This window comes from Phenylobacterium sp. 58.2.17, assembly GCF_026411515.1.
GTDB lineage: Bacteria > Pseudomonadota > Alphaproteobacteria > Caulobacterales > Caulobacteraceae > Phenylobacterium.
Map to the genome: position 1 here is coordinate 106,102 of NZ_JAPMTQ010000007.1, position 20,270 is coordinate 126,371.

The 20,270-nt window shown below is 67.9% G+C and carries 14 protein-coding genes, 1 tRNA gene and 1 pseudogene; 8 read left to right on the top strand and 8 right to left on the bottom strand.

Translation table 11 applies throughout. The features are described from left to right. Nucleotides 1-54 precede the first annotated feature (54 nt). The 3 genes from OUA97_RS07700 to OUA97_RS07710 form a co-directional block, all read right to left on the bottom strand. Complete coding sequence (locus OUA97_RS07700) at nucleotides 55-321, bottom strand: SemiSWEET family sugar transporter (RefSeq protein WP_267231249.1); 267 nt, start codon at nucleotides 319-321, stop codon at nucleotides 55-57. A 100-nt stretch (nucleotides 322-421) separates the two neighbouring features. Continuing rightward, entirely contained in the window at nucleotides 422-1,465 is a 1,044-nt protein-coding gene (locus tag OUA97_RS07705) for a sulfate ABC transporter substrate-binding protein (protein WP_267231250.1), read from the bottom strand. 73 nt (nucleotides 1,466-1,538) lie between these two features. Next, nucleotides 1,539-3,053 carry an OprO/OprP family phosphate-selective porin gene (locus tag OUA97_RS07710; protein WP_267231251.1) on the bottom strand — a complete coding sequence of 505 codons (1,515 nt, stop codon included), beginning with the start codon at nucleotides 3,051-3,053 and terminating at the stop codon, nucleotides 1,539-1,541. A gap of 193 nt (nucleotides 3,054-3,246) precedes the next feature. On the opposite strand from OUA97_RS07710, the gene OUA97_RS07715 reads away from it, so the two are divergent. Continuing rightward, nucleotides 3,247-4,662, top strand: a complete 1,416-nt coding sequence (locus OUA97_RS07715) for an ATP-binding protein (protein ID WP_416362417.1) — start codon at nucleotides 3,247-3,249, stop codon at nucleotides 4,660-4,662. An 87-nt stretch (nucleotides 4,663-4,749) separates the two neighbouring features. Here the strand turns inward: OUA97_RS07715 and OUA97_RS07720 are convergent, their stop codons facing one another. Next, nucleotides 4,750-7,182, bottom strand: a complete 2,433-nt coding sequence (locus tag OUA97_RS07720) for a TonB-dependent receptor (RefSeq protein ID WP_267231253.1) — start codon at nucleotides 7,180-7,182, stop codon at nucleotides 4,750-4,752. 241 nt (nucleotides 7,183-7,423) lie between these two features. Here OUA97_RS07720 and pstC point away from each other — a divergent pair, with 241 nt between their 5' ends. The 5 genes and pseudogenes from pstC to phoB all read left to right on the top strand — a co-directional run bounded on the left by pstC (nucleotide 7,424) and on the right by phoB (nucleotide 12,445). Continuing rightward, nucleotides 7,424-8,866 (top strand): phosphate ABC transporter permease subunit PstC, encoded by a 1,443-nt coding sequence (pstC, locus tag OUA97_RS07725; protein WP_267231254.1) that lies wholly within the window; start codon nucleotides 7,424-7,426, stop codon nucleotides 8,864-8,866. Then, on the top strand, nucleotides 8,859-10,151 hold the full coding sequence (gene pstA / locus OUA97_RS07730; protein WP_267231255.1) for a phosphate ABC transporter permease PstA: 1,293 nt from the start codon (nucleotides 8,859-8,861) through the stop codon (nucleotides 10,149-10,151). The genes pstC and pstA overlap by 8 nt, the downstream gene beginning before the upstream one ends. Nucleotides 10,152-10,198: 47 nt before the next feature. Continuing rightward, nucleotides 10,199-11,034 (top strand): annotated as a pseudogene (pstB, locus tag OUA97_RS07735) (phosphate ABC transporter ATP-binding protein PstB). 10 nt (nucleotides 11,035-11,044) lie between these two features. Beyond that, a complete protein-coding gene (phoU, locus tag OUA97_RS07740; RefSeq protein WP_267231257.1) occupies nucleotides 11,045-11,740 on the top strand; it encodes a phosphate signaling complex protein PhoU in 696 nt (231 codons plus the stop codon). A gap of 12 nt (nucleotides 11,741-11,752) precedes the next feature. Then, nucleotides 11,753-12,445, top strand: coding sequence for a phosphate regulon transcriptional regulator PhoB (phoB, locus tag OUA97_RS07745; RefSeq protein ID WP_267231259.1), 693 nt, complete (start codon nucleotides 11,753-11,755; stop codon nucleotides 12,443-12,445). A 163-nt stretch (nucleotides 12,446-12,608) separates the two neighbouring features. Here phoB and OUA97_RS07750 read toward each other — a convergent pair whose 3' ends face one another. After that, nucleotides 12,609-13,199 carry an HD domain-containing protein gene (locus tag OUA97_RS07750; RefSeq protein WP_267231260.1) on the bottom strand — a complete coding sequence of 197 codons (591 nt, stop codon included), beginning with the start codon at nucleotides 13,197-13,199 and terminating at the stop codon, nucleotides 12,609-12,611. 117 nt (nucleotides 13,200-13,316) lie between these two features. After that, nucleotides 13,317-13,889, bottom strand: a complete 573-nt coding sequence (locus OUA97_RS07755; RefSeq protein ID WP_416362416.1) for an FxDxF family PEP-CTERM protein — start codon at nucleotides 13,887-13,889, stop codon at nucleotides 13,317-13,319. Between the two features lie 274 nt (nucleotides 13,890-14,163). Here OUA97_RS07755 and OUA97_RS07760 point away from each other — a divergent pair. Beyond that, nucleotides 14,164-14,238, top strand: a tRNA-Gly gene (locus OUA97_RS07760). A gap of 227 nt (nucleotides 14,239-14,465) precedes the next feature. Here the strand turns inward: OUA97_RS07760 and OUA97_RS07765 are convergent. Both OUA97_RS07765 and OUA97_RS07770 read right to left on the bottom strand, forming a co-directional pair. Then, nucleotides 14,466-14,753, bottom strand: a complete 288-nt coding sequence (locus tag OUA97_RS07765) for a hypothetical protein (RefSeq protein WP_267231262.1) — start codon at nucleotides 14,751-14,753, stop codon at nucleotides 14,466-14,468. Nucleotides 14,754-14,866: 113 nt separating this feature from the next. After that, on the bottom strand, nucleotides 14,867-15,424 hold the full coding sequence (locus OUA97_RS07770) for a 4'-phosphopantetheinyl transferase family protein (protein WP_267231264.1): 558 nt from the start codon (nucleotides 15,422-15,424) through the stop codon (nucleotides 14,867-14,869). A 403-nt stretch (nucleotides 15,425-15,827) separates the two neighbouring features. Here OUA97_RS07770 and OUA97_RS07775 point away from each other — a divergent pair, with 403 nt between their 5' ends. Next, nucleotides 15,828-20,264, top strand: a complete 4,437-nt coding sequence (locus tag OUA97_RS07775; protein WP_267231265.1) for a MupA/Atu3671 family FMN-dependent luciferase-like monooxygenase — start codon at nucleotides 15,828-15,830, stop codon at nucleotides 20,262-20,264. The last annotated feature ends 6 nt before the right edge of the window (nucleotides 20,265-20,270 follow it).

Below are 20,270 nucleotides of genomic sequence, written 5' to 3' on the forward strand. Positions count from 1 at the left end.
TGCAGCGCGCGCGCAATCTAGTGAGGGCCGACCGCGGCGCCAACTATGGCGCGCTTATCCGTCGCGGAAGCGCCACTTCAGCGCGAGGATCACGGCCGAGAGCAGAAGACAGACGCTGTTGGCCGCGATGACCGGCCAGCTGCCGGTCAATGCGCCATAGGCGATCCACAGCGCAAAGCCGCTGACCGTCACCACGTACATCCGCAGGCTGATCGACGAGGCGTCCCTTTCACGCCAGATCTTGACGATCTGTGGCGTGAAGCTGGCCATCGAGCAGAGCGCCGCTGCGGTTCCGACCATGTCGGCGAGATTGAGAGTCATGGCCGCAGAACGGCCTGCCGTGGCGCAGGTTGCGCTCACGAAGTAGGGCGCGGGAGCTCTCGCCCCGCGCCCGGGTTCGTCCACGTCCGCGGAAGAGGGATCAGCGCGGCTTGTAGATTCTGTCGAAGACGCCGCCGTCGCCGAAGTGGGTCGCCTGGGCCTTCTTCCAGCCGCCGAAGGCGTCGTCGATGGTCACCAATGGGATCTTCGGGAACTTCTTGGCCCACTTGGCCGCCGCCGCGGGGTCGCGCGGGCGGTAGTGGTTCTTGCCGATCAGGTCCTGGGCCAGCGGGCTGTAGAGGAAGTTGAGATAGCCCTCGGCGATGGTGCGGGTCTTCTTGCGGTCGACGACCTTGTCGACCAGCGCCACCGGCGGTTCAGCCAGGATCGACATCGACGGATAGACGATGTCCACCTTGCCGGGGCCCAGCTCCTCGATGGCGAGGTAGGCCTCGTTTTCCCACGACAGCAGCACGTCGCCGATGCCGCGCTGGACGAAGGTGGTGGTCGAACCACGCGCCCCCGTGTCGAGCACCGGCACGTGCTTGAACAGTTCCTCGACGAAGGCCTGCGGATTGCGGCCGTTCTTCTGGGCCCAGGCCCAGGCGGCCAGGTAGTTCCAGCGCGCGCCGCCCGAGGTCTTCGGGTTGGGGGTGATGACGTCGATCCCGGGCTTCACCAGGTCGCCCCAGTCCTTGATCTTCCAGGGATTGCCCTTGCGGACCAGGAACACGATCGTCGAGGTGTAGGGCGTCGAATTGTTGGGCAGGCGCGACTGCCAGTTCGCCGGCAGCAGCTTGGCCTTGGCGGCGATTTCGTCGATGTCGCTGGCCAGGGCCAGGGTGACGACGTCGGCCTGCAGGCCGTCGATCACCGAGCGGGCCTGCTTGCCCGAGCCGCCATGGCTCTGCTGGATCGTCAGATCCTGGCCGACCTTGTCCTTCCAGTACTTGGCGTAGGCGGCGTTGATGTCCTTGTAGAGCTCACGCGTGGGATCGTAGCTGACGTTCAGCAACGTGATCGCCTTCTTGCCCTGGGCGGCGGCGGGGCCGGCCAGCAGGGCCGGCGCGGCAACGGCCGCGGCGCCGGCGGTCCCGGCGGCGAGCAGGCCGCGGCGGGACAGGTCTTGTCGGTTCTGGCTCATGGGACGAGGTCCTTTGGGGCTCGTGGCTGGGGCGACGCGACCGGCCGTAGCCGCGCCGCCCGTGCCGTTGGGGTTAGAACGCGTACTGCGTGCGCAGGGAGTAGATGTTGAAGTCCTGGCCGACCTGGGCGCCGGCGGGCGGGGTCGCCGCGCCGGTCCCGAAGGCCGTGCCGCCGGGGGACAGACGGTCCACGGAGACGTCCTGGAAGGCCGCCTGGAACCGCAGCACGTTATTGACGTACCAGTTCAGGCCCAGGGTGAAGATCTCCTGTTCGCCGCCACGGATCGCCGAGGCGACCGGCGCCGTGCCCGGCGAGCCGGCGAGATAATTCAGGTCCAGCACCGAATAACGCAGGCCCAGCTCCCAGGCTCCCCAGGTCCCCTTCTTGAGGTCGAAGGGCTTGGCCGGACGGGGGGCGTCGAAGGTGCCGGCGCTGTAGCGGCGCGGCTCGCCGGTGAGGGTCCAGCCGGCCTGCGCGTACCAGCCGGAGAAGTCCGGATCGCTCAGCGCCCCCTTACGGTCGACGTCGATGTCGAAGTACTCAGTCTGGACGTAGAGGTTCTTCCACTGAGCGCCGAACTCGGCCCCGATGGCGGTCAGGCCGTCGGCGTCGATGTTGCCGGTGTCGATCAGGCGCGTGCCGTCGACGCGGATTTCCGGACGGTCGCGCAGGCGGATGTTGGTGGTCGCCGGGGCGCCGGTGACGTCGGGACCGCCTGCGGCCGGATTGAACACGATCGAGGTGTTGACCCCGACGTGGATCAGGCTGTCGTCGCGGCGGAACGGCACATAGGTCAGGCGGCCGACAAAGGCGGTCTGCTCGTCGAAGCTGGAGGTGCCGATGATGTTGCCGGTGATCGCCGCCGTGCCGGTCCAGTTGTCGCCGCCGGCCAGCAGGGCGACGGCGGTACGGCCATCGCCGGCCGCGATGGCGCGAACGGTTTCGGCCGGCGAGGCGCGCTCGACGAACAGCGAACCGTTGGTGGACACCGCTTCTTCCAGGCCCGAGGGCGGTGAGAAGGCGCCGATCCGCAGTTTCAGGTTCGCGACCGGGAAGCCGTACTGCACCCAGGCGGCGCTGATCTTGCCGGCTTCTTCCGTGCCGGACCCGCCGAAATCGTAGAGGAAGTTGTAGTCGAAGGCGCCGAAGGCCTTGCCCTCGATGCCGATCCGGGCGCGGCGGAAGTTGGCGCCGTCCGACAGGTCGCGGGCGTGGTCGTTCTCGTTGGCGTCGCCGAACGAGCCGCGGCGGAAGTCGGTGGCCAGCGGGCCGGCGGCGTCCTGGTCGTAATGGGCGGCGTCGAGCTGGAACACGCCGCGGAACGAGGCGGTGAAGGCGCCGTCGGCGGTGGAGATGGTCGGACGGCCGTTGGCCAGCGACACCGTCGTGGCGGTCGCTTCCTTACGGACGTCGGCGATGTTGTTGGCTGTCGACTGCTTGAGGTCGGCGAGCTGCGACTGCAGCGCCGTCAGTTGCTCCTCAAGCGCCTTGATGCGCGCATCGGTCGCCTCGTCGGCGGCCGCCAGTCCAGGCCAGGCGAAGGCGATGGCTGCCGCGCCGGTGATGAGTTTGGTTTTCCACGTCATGTGGTTCTTGCCCCTCGTTATTGTTGGAGTTCGTTCAAACTCGACCGCATGTAGACGCGATAATTCCCATCGGAAAAATCGAGTTTGACTTGAAGCGGTCGTAGATTTCCTGACAGCGCGCATCGATCGCAGCCCCGCGCTTGGGTCGCTGTCATCCCGGTGACATAAGGGTCGGGCTTCGTTGTTCGTCGTGTTGCAGGATCGATTCGCCTTGGCGCTTCCGCCGTCGTCTTCGCGGTCAGCTCTCCCGGCCTGGCTCGGCTCGGTCGGACCTGTTCTGACGGCTGGGGCCGCGGGAGTGGTGGCCATTCTCGGCTTCGCCCTGCTGGTCGGCGCCAGTGCGCAGGCGGTGTCATGGATGTTGCTGGTGGTCAGCGGCGTCACCGGACTGGCGGCCTGGCACGTGGCCGAGCGCGTGGGCATGCCGACGCCCAGCGCCAGCGCTTTCGAACGCGCCACGCATGAGGACGCGCCGCCCTATGCGAGCCTGATCGACGCCCTGCCGGACCCAGTATTGGTGATCGCCGCCCATGAGCCAGATGACCTCACAGGGCGGCGTTTCGTGCTGGTTAACGCCGCCGCCCGGGAAACCCTCCGGGTACAATATGACGCAGGGATGCTGGTGACAGTGATCCGCGACCCGGACGTGCTCGAAGCCGTCGACAAGGCGCTGTTCGGGCAGGTCGAGGCCGAGGCCGTCTATGAGATGGGCGGCGCCCAGGAACGCGTCATGCGGGCCATCGCCAAGCCTGTCGGACAGGCAGCTGACGGCGCGCCGCTGGCCTTGCTGGTGCTGCGCGACGAGACCGACATCCGCCGGGCCGAGCGCACGCGCGCCGATTTCCTGGCCAACGCCAGCCACGAGCTGCGGACGCCGCTGGCCTCGCTGTCGGGCTTCATCGAAACCCTGCGCGGCCACGCCAAGGACGACGCCGGCGCGCGCGAGAAGTTCCTGTCGATCATGCAGGCCCAGGCCGAGCGGATGTCGCGGCTGATCGACGACCTGCTGTCGCTGAGCCGCATCGAGCTCAACGAGCACATCGCCCCGCACGGCGAGGTCGACCTGATCATGGCGGTGATGGACGTGCTGGACTCGCTGGGGCCGCTGGCGCGCGGCCGCGGGGTGCGGCTGGAGCCTGTCGACCTGCCGGCGCGCGGCGAGGTGATGATCGCCGGCGACCGCGACCAGATCATCCAGGTCATCCAGAATCTCGTCGACAACGCCATCAAGTACACGCCGAACGGCAAGGCGGTGCGGATCTCGCTGCGCAGCGGAGTGTCGGCCGGCGCGGCGGCGGCGGTCGGCGATCCGCGCGCGGCGCGCTTCTCGCTGCTGACGCCAGACCGCGCCTCGGACCTCTATGCGGCGCTGCGGGTGTCGGACGCCGGCGTCGGCCTGGCGCGCGAGCACCTGCCGCGGTTGACCGAGCGTTTCTATCGCGTCGAGGGCCAGAAGAGCGGCGAGCGCTCGGGCACGGGTCTCGGCCTGGCCATCGTCAAGCACATCGTCAATCGCCACCGCGGCGGACTGGCGGTCGAGAGCGTCCAGGGCGAGGGCGCGACCTTCACCGCCTACTTCCCGATGGTGAAGGCCGAAGCGGCGTCCTGACGGATACAAAAATCCCCGGGACGGCGCCCGGGGATCAGTCGGCGGGGAAATCCGGCTACAACGCGCCGGCTCCAGAACTTGCCAGCTCTAGAATTTGAACGTCAGCGAGGCCCCGTAGGTCCGAGTCTGTCCCGGGAAGCGGACCACGACGTTGGCGTTGCTGCTGACCGCGCTCCAGTAATACTCGTCGGTCAGGTTGCGGCCCCAGAGCGACAGCTCCCAGCGGTCGTCCAGCGCGTGCAGGCCCAGGCTGGCGTTCAGCACGCCGTAGTCCTCGATCACGAAGCGCGGGTCGCCCTCCAGGTCGGCGTGCGATTTGGACTGGTAGCGGCCGGCGATCGCGGCCTGCAGGCCGAGGTTTTCGCTCAGGTCGCGGCTGTAGAGCGCCGTCAGACCGCCCTGGAATTTCGGGCTGTAAAGGAACGGCTTGCCGTCGAAGTCCATCGGCAGGCCGGCGGCGTTGATGCCGATGTAGTTCTTGACCTCGGTGTGCAGGAAGGTCGCTGAACCGATCAGGGTCAGCTCCGGCGTTGCGCGCCAGGTCACTTCGCCGTCGACGCCGTAGGCCTCGGACTCCGGCACGTTGGCGAGCCGGGAGAGGGCGGTGTAGATCGGGTCGGCGAAATAGACGCTGAGCTGCTTGTCCTCGTAGTCGTAGTAGAAGGCGCTGACATTGGCCTGCACGCGCCGCTCGAACAGCGCGGCCTTCACACCCACCTCGTAGGCGGTCAGCAGTTCCTGGGTCGCCGGCGCGTTCTGGGTCGAGATGTTGGCCGCGTTGATCGGCGTCGCGCCGGCCTTGGCCCCGCGCGAGATCGAGCCGAACACCAGCACGCCCTCGGCCGGGGTCCAGTCCAGCGCCACCCGCCAGGCGACGTTGTCCTCGTCCAGGGTCGAGGTGACCAGGCCGAACGCGCGCTTGGCCGGATCGAAGGTGTTGCAGTCGTTGGGCCCGATCGGCGCCACCATCCCGTAGGCCGGGAAGAACAGCGCCCGGTTCACGACATTGACGTTGGGCAGCATGCTGCCGTTCACGTCGCGCGAGCAGCCGGCATAGTCCTGCTTGTCCTGAGTGTAGCGGATGCCGGCGGTCAGCTTGAACTGCTCGTTGAAGCGGTAGTCGCCGTTAGCGAACAGGCTCCAGGTATCGGTCTCGATGCGGCCGATATCCTGATAGGTCCGGAACGACTGGTTCAGCTGGGTCGAGGTGTAGCCGCCGGAATTGAACGGCGTGGCCAGCAGCGGTTGGCCGACCGTCCGGATTAGGGTGACGTTGGCGTTCTGGCCCAGCAGGGTGCGGTTGGAATCAAGGATGCGGTCGCGGGCGATATAGCCGCCGACCAGCCAGAAGACGTTCTCGCCCGACCCTTCCAGGTGGATTTCCTGGGCGATCGACTCGATGTCGCCCTGGGCGTGCTGGATCAGGATCTCGTAGGGCGCGCCGCTCCAGTCGAACTTGGCGTTGCGCTCGAGCTTGTTGTAGCTGGTCAGCGAGACCAGCTGCATGTGGCCGCCCAGGTCCCAGTCGATCTTCACCTTGCCGGCGTAGAAGTCGTTGTTCTCGCGCAGCGGCCCGCCGATGCCGATCCCGACGCCGATGTCGGCCGCGCGCACGGACAGCGGCGCCCAGTCGGCCTGGTCTGCCTTGGTCGGGGCGTTGGCGGCGATGTAGCCGGCCAGGCCCGGGGCGTTGAATGGGCTGCCGGTGGTGGCCGGGGTGAAGCCGATCCCCTGCGCGGCCACGGTGTCGGACTTGTTACGCCAGGCGGTCAGCGAGACGTCGATCGATAGTGTGTCGGCGGGTTGCAGCGCCAGCGAGGCGCGCGCGCCATAGCGATGGACCTCGCCCTGGCGCTCGCCGCGCGTGTTGCTGATCTGCCAGCCCTCGTCGCTGTCCTCGGTGCGGAACGCCAGGCGGCCCTGGACGCGGTCGGCGATCGGGCCGCTGACATAGCCCTCGAAGTTGTGGGTCTTGTAGTTGCCGATCTCGCCGGTGATCGCCGCCTGGAAGTCCTCGGTCGGCTTACGGGTGACGAAATCGATCAGGCCGGCGGTGGTGTTGCGGCCGTAGAGCGTGCCCTGTGGCCCCTTCAGCACCTCGACCCGCTCCAGGTCGTAGATCGGGCCGGTGTTCATCATCGGATAGGCGTAGGCGACCTCGTCGGTATAGGTGCCGACGGTCGAGGTGGCCGACATATTGATCGTGTTGAAGCCGATCCCGCGCAGGGTGTAGGTCGGCACCCCCTGATAGCTCTGCGACACGCTGAAGCTGGGCGCGAAGGTGCTCAGGTCCTTCACATTGGTGACATGCAGCTTCTCCAGGGTCTCGCCGGTGACGGCCTGGATGCCCATGCCGACGGCGTTGGCGGTCTCTTCCCGGCGCTGGGCGGTGACGACGACCGCCTCGATCTCGGTGGCGCTCTGGCCCGATGATTGCGCCGCGGCAGGCGCGGCCGAAAACAGCGCGGCCGTACTGACGCCCAGCGCCAGCAGTCCGCGCAGGCTGAATTGTCCTGGCATGATCTTCCTCCTCCGGCGCCGCGCCTCTGTCGTGCGCGTGCGGCCCATCCAGGACGAAGGGTGCGCAGTTCTCAGGCCCGCGCCTAGCTGACGGAAGTGATAGGGCCGCCCCCCACATGGTAATGAAACTGTCATCTAACTGTCGCAGGCCGACAGCATAAGGCGGGCAACTTCCGGCCCGGGCGGGCGGAGGGGCGATCAGCCTCTCGATGCCCGGCTCGCGCAACGGCATGGACCTTCGATGCTCACCTGGATCGCCCTGACGGCGCTGCTGCTGTTCTCGCTGGCCACCTACATGGCCGGCCGCCGCCGCGCAGTCGCCGCCACCGCCGGCAAGCCGGCCCAGCTGCACTCGCTGCCTGGCTACTACGGCAGCTATGCCGCCCTGTGGGCCGGCGTGCCCGCCGCGCTGCTGATCCTGCTGTTCGCCATGTTCGGCGGGCGACTGGAGGAGGGCCTGCTGCGCGTGGATCCCCCGGCCGCGGTGCAGGAACTGACCGCCCCGCAGCAGGACGTCTTCTTTGACGACGCGCGGGCCATCGCCCACGGCGGCACGCCCAGCGAGACGATCTATGACGGGGCGCTGAAGACCGCGCTCGAGGACAAGGCCGCCAAGTCGCAGCAGATCGCCGGTCTGATCCAGTACGGCTCCATCGGCCTGGGCGCGATCCTGGCGCTGGCCGGGGTGTTCATCGCCTATCCGCGCATCTCCCCGCAGTTCCGCGCCCGCAACAAGGTCGAGGGCTGGGTCGCGGGCCTGTTCATCGTCTGCTCGGTCACCGCCATCCTGACCACCGCCGGGATCATCGCCTCGCTGGTCTGGGAAAGCTGGCGCTTCTTTCAGGCCGTGCCGATCCACGAGTTCCTGTTCGGGACCGAGTGGAACCCGCAGATCGCCATGCGCGCCGACCAGTTCGCCGGCGCCGGCGCCTTCGGGGCCGTGCCGCTGTTCGTCGGCACTTTCCTGATCATGCTGATCGCCATGCTGGTCGCCGCCCCCATCGGCCTGTTCTCGGCGATCTACCTGTCGGAATACGCCAGTTCCTGGACCCGCTCGGTGGTCAAGCCGCTGCTGGAGATCCTCGCCGGCGTGCCGACCGTGGTCTACGGCTTCTTCGCCGCCCTGACCGTCGGGCCGCTGTTCCGCTCGTTCTTCAACTGGATCGGCGCGCAACTGGCCGGCGGCAGCTTCGACGGCCTCGCCCAGTATCTGATGCAGGTGCAGAACCAGATGGCCCTGGTCGCCGGCGCGGTGATGGGGATCATGCTGATCCCCTTCGTCTCCTCGCTCAGCGACGACATCATCAACGCCGTGCCGCAGTCGCTGCGCGACGGCAGCCTGGCCATGGGCGCGACCCGCTCGGAGACGGTCAAGAAGGTGGTGCTGCCGGCCGCTCTGCCGGGGATCATGGCCGCTCTGCTGCTGGCCGTGTCCCGCGCCGTCGGCGAGACCATGATCGTCACCATGGCCGCCGGCCTGCAGGCCCGCATGACCCTCAATCCGCTGGACACCGTCACCACCGTGACGGTCCAGATCGTGACCCTCCTCACCGGCGACCAGGAGTTCGACAGCCCCAAGACCCTGTCGGCCTTCGGTCTCGGCCTCACCCTCTTCGCGGTGACGCTGATGCTGAACATCGTCGCCCTGCGCATCGTGCAGAAATACCGGGAACAGTATGACTGACGCCGCCCTGACGCCCCCCGCGACCAGCCTGCGCCAGACCGTCGAGGCGCGGCTGAAGAAGCGCCACGCCCAGGAAATGCGCTTCCGCCTCTATGGCCGCCTGGCCATCGTGGTGGCGCTGTCTTTCCTCGCGATCCTGCTCGGCCGGATCGTGACCCAGGGCTACTCGACCTTCGTCGACTACCAGATCACCGTTCCGGTGCACCTGGACGCCAGCAAGATCGACCGGGCCGACCCCACCGGCGCCAACTACGACATGCTGGTCGCCAACTCGGTGCTGGCCAAGCTGGGCGAGACCGATGACGAGTTCGGAAACACGTCGGGCAAGGTCATGGAGATCATGTCCAACGACCTCGGCTTCCAGCTGCTGAAGATGGTGCGCGAGGACCCGAACCTGATCGGCAAGACGGTCACCGTCACCGGTCCGGTGAAGTCCGACGCGGCTCTCTACTTCAAGGGTCAGATCAAGCGCGCCACGCCCGAGGACGAGCGCAAGCTGGACGACCAGCAGCTCGACTGGATGGACAAGCTGAAGGCCTCCGGCGCCGTCAGCTCCGGCTTCAACATCGGCTTCCTGACCCGCTCGGACTCCACCGAGCCGGAACAGGCCGGCGTGCTGGGCGCCATCGTCGGCTCGCTGATGATGCTGCTGGTCACCGCCACCCTGGCGATCCCGATCGGGGTGCTGGCGGCGACCTATCTCGAAGAGTTTGCGCCGAAGAACCGCTGGACCGACCTCATCGAGGTCAACATCAACAACCTGGCCGCCGTGCCGTCGATCGTCTACGGCCTGCTTGGCCTGGCGGTGTTCATCAACTGGCTGTCGGTGCCGCGCTCTTCGCCGCTGGTCGGCGGTCTGGTGCTGGCGCTGATGTCGCTGCCGACCGTGATCATCGCCACCCGCTCGGCCCTGAAGGCGGTGCCGCCCTCGATCCGCGAGGCCGCGCTCGGGGTCGGCGCCTCGCGCACCCAGACGGTGTTCCACCACGTCCTGCCGCTGGCCATGCCCGGCGTGATGACCGGCTCGATCCTCTCCCTGGCCCACGCCCTGGGCGAGACTGCCCCGCTGCTGATGATCGGCATGGTCTCGTTCGTGCCCGGCGTGCCGGAAGGTTTCACCGGCGCGGCCACCGTCCTGCCCGTTCAGGTGTTCATCTGGGAGAACGCGTCGGAGCGCGGCTTCCATGAACGCACCGCCGCCGCCATCCTTGTGCTGCTGGTCTTCATGATCGTCATGAACCTGGCCGCCATCCTCGTGCGACGCCGCTTCGAGCGGCGATGGTGAGACGATGCGCCTGAGTTCCCCGAGGTTTCCCATGCCCAGCCAGCGAGATGACGCCATGGCTCACGACACTGCCGCCGCCCCTATCCACATCGCCGTCGACCGCGGTCATGCGGCCCTGCCAAGCGCGCCGGTCAAGATTCGCGCCCGCGACGTCAGCGTTTTCTACGGCGAGAAGCAGGCGCTGTTCGACGTCTCCCTCGACGTGCCGGAGAACTCGGTCACCGCGCTGATCGGCCCGTCGGGCTGCGGCAAGTCGACCTTCCTGCGCTCGATCAACCGGATGAACGACACCATCCCGGGCGCCAAGGTCACCGGCCGCATCGAGCTGGACGGCGAGGACGTCAACGACCGCTCCATCGACCCGGTGGTGCTGCGCGCCCGCGTCGGCATGGTGTTCCAGAAGCCGAACCCGTTCCCCAAGACCATCTTCGAGAACGTCGCCTACGGCCCGCGCATCCACGGCATCGCCACCGGCAAGGCCGAGCTGGAAGCCATCGTCGAATCCTCGCTGAAGCGCGCCGGCCTCTGGGCCGAGGTCGCCGACCGCCTGCACCAGCCGGGCACCGGCCTGTCCGGCGGCCAGCAGCAGCGCCTGGTCATCGCCCGCGCCATCGCCGTGTCGCCGGAAGTCATCCTGATGGACGAGCCGTGCTCGGCCCTCGACCCGATCGCCACCGCGCGCATCGAGGAACTGATCGACGAGTTGCGCAACCAGTACTGCATCGTCATCGTCACCCACTCGATGGCCCAGGCCGCGCGGGTGTCGCAGAAGACCGCCTTCTTCCACCTGGGCAAGCTGGTGGAGGCCGGGCCCACCGGCGAGATCTTCACCAACCCGCGCGACAGCCGCACCCAGGACTACATCACCGGCCGCTTCGGCTAGGGGCAGGGACATGAACGAGCACATCGTCAAATCCTACGAAGACGAACTGAACACCCTCACCGCCGACTGCGCGCGGATGGGGGGGCTGACGGAGGCCCAGGTCGGCGACGCCCTCGACGCCGTGGTCAAGCGCGACCAGGCGCTGGCCGAGTCGGTGGTCGGCCGCGACGAGCGGCTGGACGTGCTGGAGGCCGACATCGAGCGCAAGGCGATCCGCCTGATCGCCCTGCGCCAGCCGATGGCCAACGACCTGCGCAAGACCGTGGCGGCGATGAAGATCGCCTCGAACCTCGAACGCTGCGGCGACCTGGCCAAGAACATCGCCAAGCGCACCATGATCCTCAACGAGGCCGAGCCGATCAGCCCGCTGACCCGCTCGATCGAGCGCATGGGCCGCCTGGTGCTGGGGCGTCTGAAGGACGTGCTGGACGCCTACACCGGCTCGGATCTCGACCGCGCCATGGCTGTCTGGTCGCGCGACGACGAGGTCGACGAGCACTACAACAGCCTGTTCCGCGAGCTGCTGACCTACATGATGGGCGATCCGCGCACGATCACCGCCTGCGCCCACCTGCTGTTCGTCGCCAAGAACCTCGAGCGCATCGGCGACCACGCCACCAACATCGCCGAGATCATCCACTACGAAATCACCGGCGAGGAGATGATCTCCGCCGACCGGCCCAAGACCGACGCGCTGAGCGCCTAGGAGCCTGCTGACTTGACGCCCTTCATTCTGGTGGTCGAGGACGAAGACGCCCTCTCGACCCTGCTGCAGTACAACCTCGACAAGGAAGGCTACGACGTGGTCGTGGCCGCCGACGGCGAGGAGGCTCTGACCCTGGTTTCCGAGCGGCTGCCCGACATCATCATCCTCGACTGGATGCTGCCGAAGATCTCCGGCATCGAGGTCTGCCGTCGTCTGCGCCAGCGTTCGGAAAGCCGTAACGTGCCGATCATCATGCTCACCGCCCGCGGCGAGGAGAGCGACCGGATCCGCGGCCTCGACACCGGGGCCGACGACTACATCGTCAAGCCGTTCGCCATGAGCGAGCTGTCGGCCCGCATCCGCGCGGTGCTGCGCCGCATCCGGCCCGGCCTGGCCGAGGATCGCGTCCACATCGGCGACCTGACCATCGATCGCGTCGCCCACCGGGTGAAGCGCGCCGGCAAGGAGATTCACCTCGGCCCCACCGAGTTCCGTCTGCTCGACTACCTGATGCAGCACCCGGGCCGGGTGTTCAGCCGCGAGCAGCTGCTCGACGCGGTCTGGGGCTCTGACGTCTATGTCGAGGCGCGCACCGTGGACGTCCACGTCGGGCGGCTGCGCAAGGCGCTCAATAAGGAAGAGGCGATGGTCGACCCGATCCGCACCGTGCGCTCGGCCGGCTACTCGCTGGACATGGACGCGTAGCCGAGGATGTCATTCCGGAAGCCGCGCGGCGGCTGTCCGGGCCCCATGAACACCTGATGGGGCAATCCATGGCGAGGTCTCGCCCCATTCCGCCACCCTGGCGCGAATGGGGCCCGGTCCTGCTACGCAATCCGGGATGACACGCGCGGGGCGGCGGGCGCCGCTAGGCCTCCTCGCGTTTGTAGATCGACCGCTTCGGCCGCTCCATCACCCGGCGCAGCATCGGCTCGAACGCCTCCAGCGGCATCGACTCGTAGGCCGGGTCGAAGCTGTTCTGGTCGTACAGGTGGCAGAACTGCGCCGTGTACTCGAAGTCCGGATGGCCGCGGAACTGTTCGCGCATGTCCCGGTCCAGGCCGAGGTAGTGGAAGAAGTAGTAGCCCTGGAAGATGCCGTGCTTGTCGAGCATCCAGTGGTTCCGCTCCGACACGTAGGGCTTCATGATCACCGCGCCGATCTCGGCGTGGTTGGCCGGGCCAAGGATGTCGCCGATGTCGTGCATCAGCGCGCAGACTACGTATTCCTCGTCGCGGCCGTCCTTGAACGCCCGGGTGGCGGTCTGCAGCGAGTGCTCCAGCCGGTCGACCGGATAGCCGCCGTCGTCGCCCTGCAGCATCTTCAGGTGGCTGATCAGCCGGTCGGGCAGGGCGCGGTTGAACGGGCCGGCAGCCTTCATGATGGCCGCCCAGTCGTCCTGGACGCCCTCGGTCATGGCCGTGAACTTGGCCTTCGCCTGGATCTCGCCGTCGGCCATCGCCGCCTCCCTAATGCCTGTTTCGCCGCATCGTGCGGCGAGGGCGGCGAGGCGTCAAAACAAAAGGACCCGCCGGCGCGGGGCGGGCGGGTCCTGATGCGGTTGGTTCGTCGGGGCTCAGGCGATGGCCAGGGCGCCCTTGCGACGGTGGGCGCGGATCGCGACGCCGGCGCCGGTGAAGCCGATGATCATCATCGCCCAGGTGGCCGGCTCGGGAACCGCCGAGCCGAAGGTCAGGGTGCCGCTGTACGAACCGTTGCCGCCGCTCCAGCCGAAGACTTCCAGCTTCTGCGCGCCGGCGGTGATCGGCAGGTTGAACAGCGAGCGGAACTCGACATTGCCGTTCGAGACCAGGTCCAGTTCGACGCCGTTCAGCTTCACCGAGGTGAAGTTGATGTTGGTCGAGGGGGCGCCCAGGGTCAGGATCGAGCTGATGGTCGCGCCGCCGGCGCCGTTGGTCGGGAAGATGAAGTCGAAGACGTGCGAGAAGCCGCCGCCGGCGACGGCGGTGTCGCCGAACACGCCGGTGATCGAGCCGTCGGCGGCCGGGGCGGTCAGGTTGATGTATTGCGCGGCGTTGGCGGCCGGAGCGGCGGCCAACATCGAGACGGCGAGCGCGGCCCCGACAAACAGCTTCTTCATAGGGTACTCCAGCTTACTGGTGCGCCGGACCCTGATACAATCTTCCATTGTGTCTGGAGCGCTGGCGCTATTGGGGCGTGCACATAGCCGCCTGCGACCATTCGGCGCAACAGGGTTAGCAAGAATTTACTATGAAGAATTGTAACGTCCGCACCAAGGCGCGCGGAACGCGCGGAATGCGGGCAAGATTCCGCGCGCAACGCGCGTATCCCGCCACCATTCCGGGAATCGTCCGCCACTCGACGCCGCCGCTTGAGCCGCGGGCGCGGAATCGCTAGATGGAAGGCCTTGGTGCGTCCGCTCTTTCGTCGGCGCGCCCGGCGCGGGCGTAGCTCAGGGGTAGAGCGTCAGCTTCCCAAGCTGAATGTCGTGGGTTCGAATCCCATCGCCCGCTCCAATTTTTCAATGACTGACTGACGTGGTTGGCGATCAGGAGCGATCGGCGAAGGCGGACTTGGGTTGCGTCGCGCGCCCGCGTCGACGTCAGGCTCTAGGTGTCCCACTCGGCGTCGAACTTCTCCCTCTCGAAGAGGAAGTGCCAGGCCATCAGCGTCGGAAGGGTGACCGCGGCGACGAGGATCGCAGCCGGAAAGATCAGGAATTTGGCGGCGGTGATGAAGAAGTTTATTGGTCGTCGACCCAGAAGCGGGCAATCCAGGTGGATTGAGCCGCCAGAATGAGACTAGAAAAAATGGTGGTTACGGAATCGTGACCCATCCAGGCGCCGATACTGATGCTTATCGGAACTGCTGCCCAGCAACCGATCGCGACGGCGATGGTTTTCTTCTTCAGTTTTGTTGGGGCTCGCTTCTCTAGCGTCTCTTCGACGCCGAGATTTTGTCTATCGTCATTTGCAAGCTGCCTGACCGCAACGGCTTCCGAGCCGAGCAACGGCTGGTCGGTCTCGACCAAGTCGGAACTCTTCATGACGCCCCCTACTGCACGCCATGATAGCGAAGGCGCCTTAAGTAGCAACTAATGGAGACGTGCCGGGCGGCCTTCGAGGAGGCCGCCGCGCGTCGGGGTCAGAACGCCTGCGACGTCGGGCTCCAGCTCCGCAGGGCGATGGAGCCGCGGGTCAGGGGATGGTCTCGCCGCGCGACGGCGCAGGTCACCCCCTCCATGCGGATGTCGAGCATGTGAAAATCGTGCCGCGCGCCGTCGTCGACGGTCGAGACTTCCCGCCAGCGGTCGAAGTCCACCGAATGGAACCCCACCGTTACGCGCTGCGGGTCGTGCGCGACGCCCTTGCCGAGCGATTTCAGGACCGCTTCCTTGCGGACCCAGAGCCGTAGGAGATCGGCTTGCGCGAGGTCACGTTCGCGCGGGTCCGCCAGCTCGTCGGGCGACAGGACGTGGGTCACCTCATCGCGGGTCAGGGCGATCGATCCGGTCTCCAGGTCGATGCCGACCTCACGCTCGGGGTCCACCGCGATCACCGCTAGATCGTCCGAATGCGCCAGGCTGAAATAAGGCCCGCCCGGGACGCTGAGTTTACCCCAGTCGTTTACGATGAACGTCACCTCGGAAGGGGGACGGGTCAGATAGCCGGCCAGAACGCTGCGCAGCGCGGCGTGCGCCACGACATAGCGCCGCCGCAGGTGATCGAAGTGAAAGGACTGAGCTCTGGCGAGCTCGTCTGGCGAAAGGCAAGCTGCAAGCCCCGTCGTGGCCGGGCCGGAAAGATCAATTTGGATCAAATCCAGAATGTCGCCGCTCCCCCCATCATGGTCAGCTGACCGCGCCCAGCCTCTCCGTCTACAGCATTCATTTAGACGTGCAGGGGCTTCGGAAGTCTTTAATTAACCCCTATCTGTTCTTAGTTCGTTGTCGAAATTCAATTGCAAAAAATTTGTTACGACGCGTAACATTCGCGATGCCTCCTAGGCATCGCACTAGCTAGTCTTTTCAGTATGTAGCTAGATAAGCTCTCCTGTCGCAGGAAATCCTTGTCGGCCAGAACGGCCGAACCTTGGGCGGTTCCACATGTCGAGACCAAGCGCCTACTTTGTTGGGGATGGCACGCTTCTCATCCGCTGCGCGGAGGCGTTCCTGGAGACGGGCGGGCAGGTGGCGGGGGTGGTGTCCACGGCGCCGCAGATCATCGCCTGGGCGCAGGAGCAGGGCCACGTCCTTCTGGGGGCGCCGGCCAGGCCGGAACTGCCGGCCGGCGGAGCCGACTATCTCTTCAGCGTGGCGAACCTCTCGGTGCTGAGCCCCGAAGCCCTGGCGGCCGCGCGGGTGATGGCGATCAATTTCCACGACGGTCCGCTGCCCGAACGCGGGGGGCTGAACACGCCGGCCTGGGCGATCCTCGAAGGCGCGGACGAGCACGCCGTGACGTGGCACGAGATGCTTGCGGCGGTCGATGCGGGCCGCGTGCTCAAGTCCCGCCGCTTTGCGATGGCGCCGAACGAGACGACGTTCAGCCTCAACCTCCGCTGCTACGAGGCGGGCGAGGAATCCTTCCGTGAGCTGCTGACCGATCTCGCCGCCGGGCGGCTGGAGGCCACGCCGCTGAGCGGCGCGCGCGGCTGGTACGGACGCGCCAAACGTCCGGCCCATTTCGGAATCCTGGACTTCAGGCGACCGGCGGCTGAGCTTGGCCGGACGGTTCGGGCGCTGGATTTCGGCGCCCGCCGCAACGCGCTCGGCCTGCCAAAGCTGCTGCTGGGCGAGCGGCTCGTGGCCGTCCGCAAGCTTGAGCGGGCGGGAGAGGGGCGGGGCCAACCTGGTCAGGTCCTGGCCCTGGACGAGACGTCGATCACCGTGATGGCCGGCGACGGCGCGATCGTGCTGAGCGGCCTGTCGGGCATGGCCGGCGAGGCGCTCGATCCCCTGATGCTCGGCGTGGCCGTGGGCGCGGTGCTGCCGGCGCCGGCCGCGGTCGATGCTTCGATGCTGCGCGGCGTCGGCGCCTCGGAAGGCTTCTGGGAAGACGCCCTCGAAAACGCCAACCCGCTGCTTCCGCCGTTCCCTCACGATCATGCCGCGGGGCCGGGGCAGGCCCCGCTCGCTGTCGGACAGGTGTCGCCGCAGGCCCTCGGCGCGGCCTGGGCCGCCTGGCTGGTCGCGCTGACCGGGCAGGCGCGCGTGACGCTGGCGATGGAGGCCGCAGCGGCCGGCCCGGCCTTGTCGCGCCGGTTCCCGGTCACCGTGGATATCGACCCCGCCGGTACGGCGCAGTCGGCGCTCGCCGCCTTTGCGCAGGCCCTGGCGCTGGCGCAGGCCCAGGCCCCGATGGCCGCCGACCTGCCCTTGCGGCTGGAGGGCCAGGCAGCCGTGCAAGCGGCGCTCGCGGCCTTGGGCGTGGTGGTCGCCGGCCAGCCGAACGCACCAGGCGCCGACCTGACGCTCAGCGTCGATCCGCCGGCCATCAGCGTTCGCGCCGGCCTGCACGCGCCCGACGTCCTCAGCGCGATGGCGGCCGACTTCAGCGCCTTCTGCAATGCGTTCCTCGGCGCCCCGCAGGCCGAATTGGCCGGCCTGCCGCTGGGCGGCGACGTCTCAGCCTCCTCGGCCGCCGGACCGGGCGAGAATCCGGCCACGATCCACGCCCTGATCGCGGCCATGGCGCGCGAAATGTCAGACGCCGTCGCCGTCGAAGACGGCGGCCGCAAGCTGACCTACGGCGAACTCGAGGCGCGGGCCACCCGCCTGGCGGGCGCCCTGGCCGCGCGCGGCGCGCGGGCCGGCTCGGTGGTCGGTCTCTATCTTGGCCGCAGCGCTGACCTGGTGGTCTCGATCCTGGCCGTTCTCAAGACCGGCGCGGCCTATCTGCCGCTCGACCCGTCCTATCCGGCCGACCGCATCGCCTTCATGCTCGAGGATTCCGCCGCCGCGCTGGTGGTGGCGGACACCGGCATGGCCCTGCCCGGCTTCCTCGATCCGGCGCGCGTGGTTTCGCATGCGGCCGAGCAGGACCTGCCCGCCATGCAGGGCGCGCCCGGCGACCTCGCCTACCTGATCTACACGTCCGGTTCGACCGGCCGGCCGAAGGGCGTGATGATCGAGCATCGCAACGTCACCAACTTCTTCGCGGGCATGGATCGCGTCGTGCCGCTCGAGCGGGGCGCGCGGCTGCTGGCGGTCACCTCGATGTCGTTCGACATCTCGGTGCTGGAGCTCCTTTGGACGCTGACCCGCGGGGCGACCATTGTCCTGCAGGGCGGCGGCGGCCAGGCCGACCTGCCGGCCTTCTCGCTGTTCTATTTCGCCGCCCAGTCGGGCGGGGCCGACAGCTACCGTGTCCTGTTCGAGGGCGCGCGCTTCGCCGATGAGAACGGCTTCGAAGCGATCTGGACGCCGGAACGCCACTTCCACGAGTTCGGCGGCCTCTATCCCAGCCCGGCGATCAGTTCGGCCGCCCTGGCCGGCATGACCAAGAACGTCAAGCTGCGGGCCGGCTCGGTGGTGGCCCCGCTGCATCATCCGGTTTCGATCGCCGAGAGCTGGGCCCTGGTCGACAACCTGTCCGGCGGTCGGGTCGGCATCGCGATCGCCTCGGGCTGGCAGCCGAACGACTTCATCCTTCGGCCCGAGAACTTCGCCGACCGCAAGTCGATCGCGCTCGGAACCGTGGAGACGCTTCGCCGGCTGTGGGCGGGCGAGGCGATGGAGTTTCCGGGCCCTGACGGCAAGCCGGTCGCCGTGAACATCCATCCGCGCCCGGTGCAGAAGGAAATTCCTGTCTGGATCACCGCGGCAGGCAATATCGAGACCTTCGCCGAGGCCGGTCGCCTCGGGTGCGGGGTGCTCACCCACCTGCTCGGCCAGTCGATCGAGGAGCTCAAGACGAAGATCGCCGGCTACCGACAAGCCCGCGCCGAGGCGGGCTTCGAGGGGCCCGGCCACGTCGTGCTGATGCTCCACACCTTCGTCTCCGAAGACGAGGAAACCGTGCTGGCGACCGCGCGCCAGCCGATGAAGTCCTACCTGAACAGCGCCGTCGACCTGGTGCGCCGCGCCTCGTGGACCTTCCCGACCTTCGTCTCGCGCGCCGAGGCCTCGGGCGGCAGCCCGCAGGACATCCTCGAGAGCCAGGACCTGACGCCGGAAGAACTCGATGCGCTGCTGGATCACGCCTTCGAGCGGTACTACCGCCAGTCCGGCCTGTTCGGCACGCCGGAGACCGCCAAGGACATCGTGCGCGAGGTGACGGCGGCGGGGGTCGACGAGATCGCCTGCCTGATCGACTTCGGCATCGAGTCCGAGACCGTGCTGGCCAACCTCAAGCACATCCGCACGCTGATGAGCGAGCTCGAAAAGGACGGGGGCGTCGGCCACAAGAGTTCAGTGGCCGAAGACATCCTGCAGAACGGCGTCACCCACCTGCAGTGCACGCCGTCGATGGCCGCCTATCTCGCCGCCGACGCGGCGGGCCGGCGGGCGCTGCAGCAGCTTGAGTGCCTGATGGTTGGCGGCGAGGCGCTGCCGCCGGACCTCGCCCGCGAGCTGCGGGCCGGCTTCTCCGGGCGGCTGCTCAACATGTACGGGCCCACCGAGACGACGATCTGGTCGTCGGTCGCCACGCTTGACGTGGTGGGCGAGCGGGTGCCGCTCGGCGAGCCGATCGCCAATACCGACCTCAGCGTGCGCGCGCCCGGCGGCCAGGTCGCCCCGCGCCAGGTCGAAGGCGAACTGTGGATCGCCGGCGCCGGCGTGTCGCGCGGCTATTGGCGGCGGCCCGAACTGACGGCCGAGCGCTTCGTCGAGCGCGACGGCCAGCGCTGGTATCGAACCGGCGATCTGGTGCGGATGCGGCGCGACGGCGCGCTGGATTTCCTGGGCCGGACCGACAACCAGGTGAAGGTCCGCGGCCACCGTATCGAGCTCGGCGAGATCGAGGCGGTGATCGCCGAGTCGGGCACGGTTCGGCAGGTGGCGGTCAAGATGGCCGAGTTCGGCGAGAACGACGCGCGGCTCATCGCCTACGTCACGCCGGGCGAAACGCCGCCCAGCGAGCGCGACCTGCGGGCGCGCCTGGCCGACAAGCTGCCCGAGTTCATGCGGCCCTCGCAGATCGTCATCCTCGAGCGGATGCCGATGACGCCGAACGGCAAGATCGATCGTAAGGCCCTGCCGCTTCCCAAGGCCGCCTCCGAGCGCGGCGAGATGGTCGCGGCCGCGGGCGATATGGAAGCGGCGGTGGCGGCGATCTGGCGCGACGCGCTTGGCCTTGAGGAGATCTCCGTCACCGAGAACGTCTTCGATCTCGGCGCGCACTCCCTGCTGGCCGTGCAGGTGCAGCGGCGCATGAAGCAGCATCTGGCCCGCGACATCGCCATCACCGACATCTTCCGGTTCCCGACGGTTCGCGCGATCGCCGCGCACCTTTCGAGCGACGCCGGCCCGGCCAACACCGCCGCCGATCGCGGCGCGGCCCGCGCCGCCGCACGGCTGGCCAGAATGGGTCGCAGGTAGGATCGG

What these genes read in the sequence shown, in the direction of transcription:
- OUA97_RS07700 (WP_267231249.1), bottom strand. Translation starts at nt 321, where the DNA reads ATGACTCTCAATCTCGCCGACATGGTCGGAACCGCAGCGGCGCTCTGC.
- OUA97_RS07705 (WP_267231250.1), bottom strand. Translation starts at nt 1,465, where the DNA reads ATGAGCCAGAACCGACAAGACCTGTCCCGCCGCGGCCTGCTCGCCGCC.
- OUA97_RS07710 (WP_267231251.1), bottom strand. Translation starts at nt 3,053, where the DNA reads ATGACGTGGAAAACCAAACTCATCACCGGCGCGGCAGCCATCGCCTTC.
- OUA97_RS07720 (WP_267231253.1), bottom strand. Translation starts at nt 7,182, where the DNA reads ATGCCAGGACAATTCAGCCTGCGCGGACTGCTGGCGCTGGGCGTCAGT.
- pstC (WP_267231254.1), top strand. Translation starts at nt 7,424, where the DNA reads ATGCTCACCTGGATCGCCCTGACGGCGCTGCTGCTGTTCTCGCTGGCC.
- pstA (WP_267231255.1), top strand. Translation starts at nt 8,859, where the DNA reads ATGACTGACGCCGCCCTGACGCCCCCCGCGACCAGCCTGCGCCAGACC.
- phoU (WP_267231257.1), top strand. Translation starts at nt 11,045, where the DNA reads ATGAACGAGCACATCGTCAAATCCTACGAAGACGAACTGAACACCCTC.
- OUA97_RS07750 (WP_267231260.1), bottom strand. Translation starts at nt 13,199, where the DNA reads ATGGCCGACGGCGAGATCCAGGCGAAGGCCAAGTTCACGGCCATGACC.
- OUA97_RS07755 (WP_416362416.1), bottom strand. Translation starts at nt 13,889, where the DNA reads ATGGAAGATTGTATCAGGGTCCGGCGCACCAGTAAGCTGGAGTACCCT.
- OUA97_RS07775 (WP_267231265.1), top strand. Translation starts at nt 15,828, where the DNA reads ATGTCGAGACCAAGCGCCTACTTTGTTGGGGATGGCACGCTTCTCATC.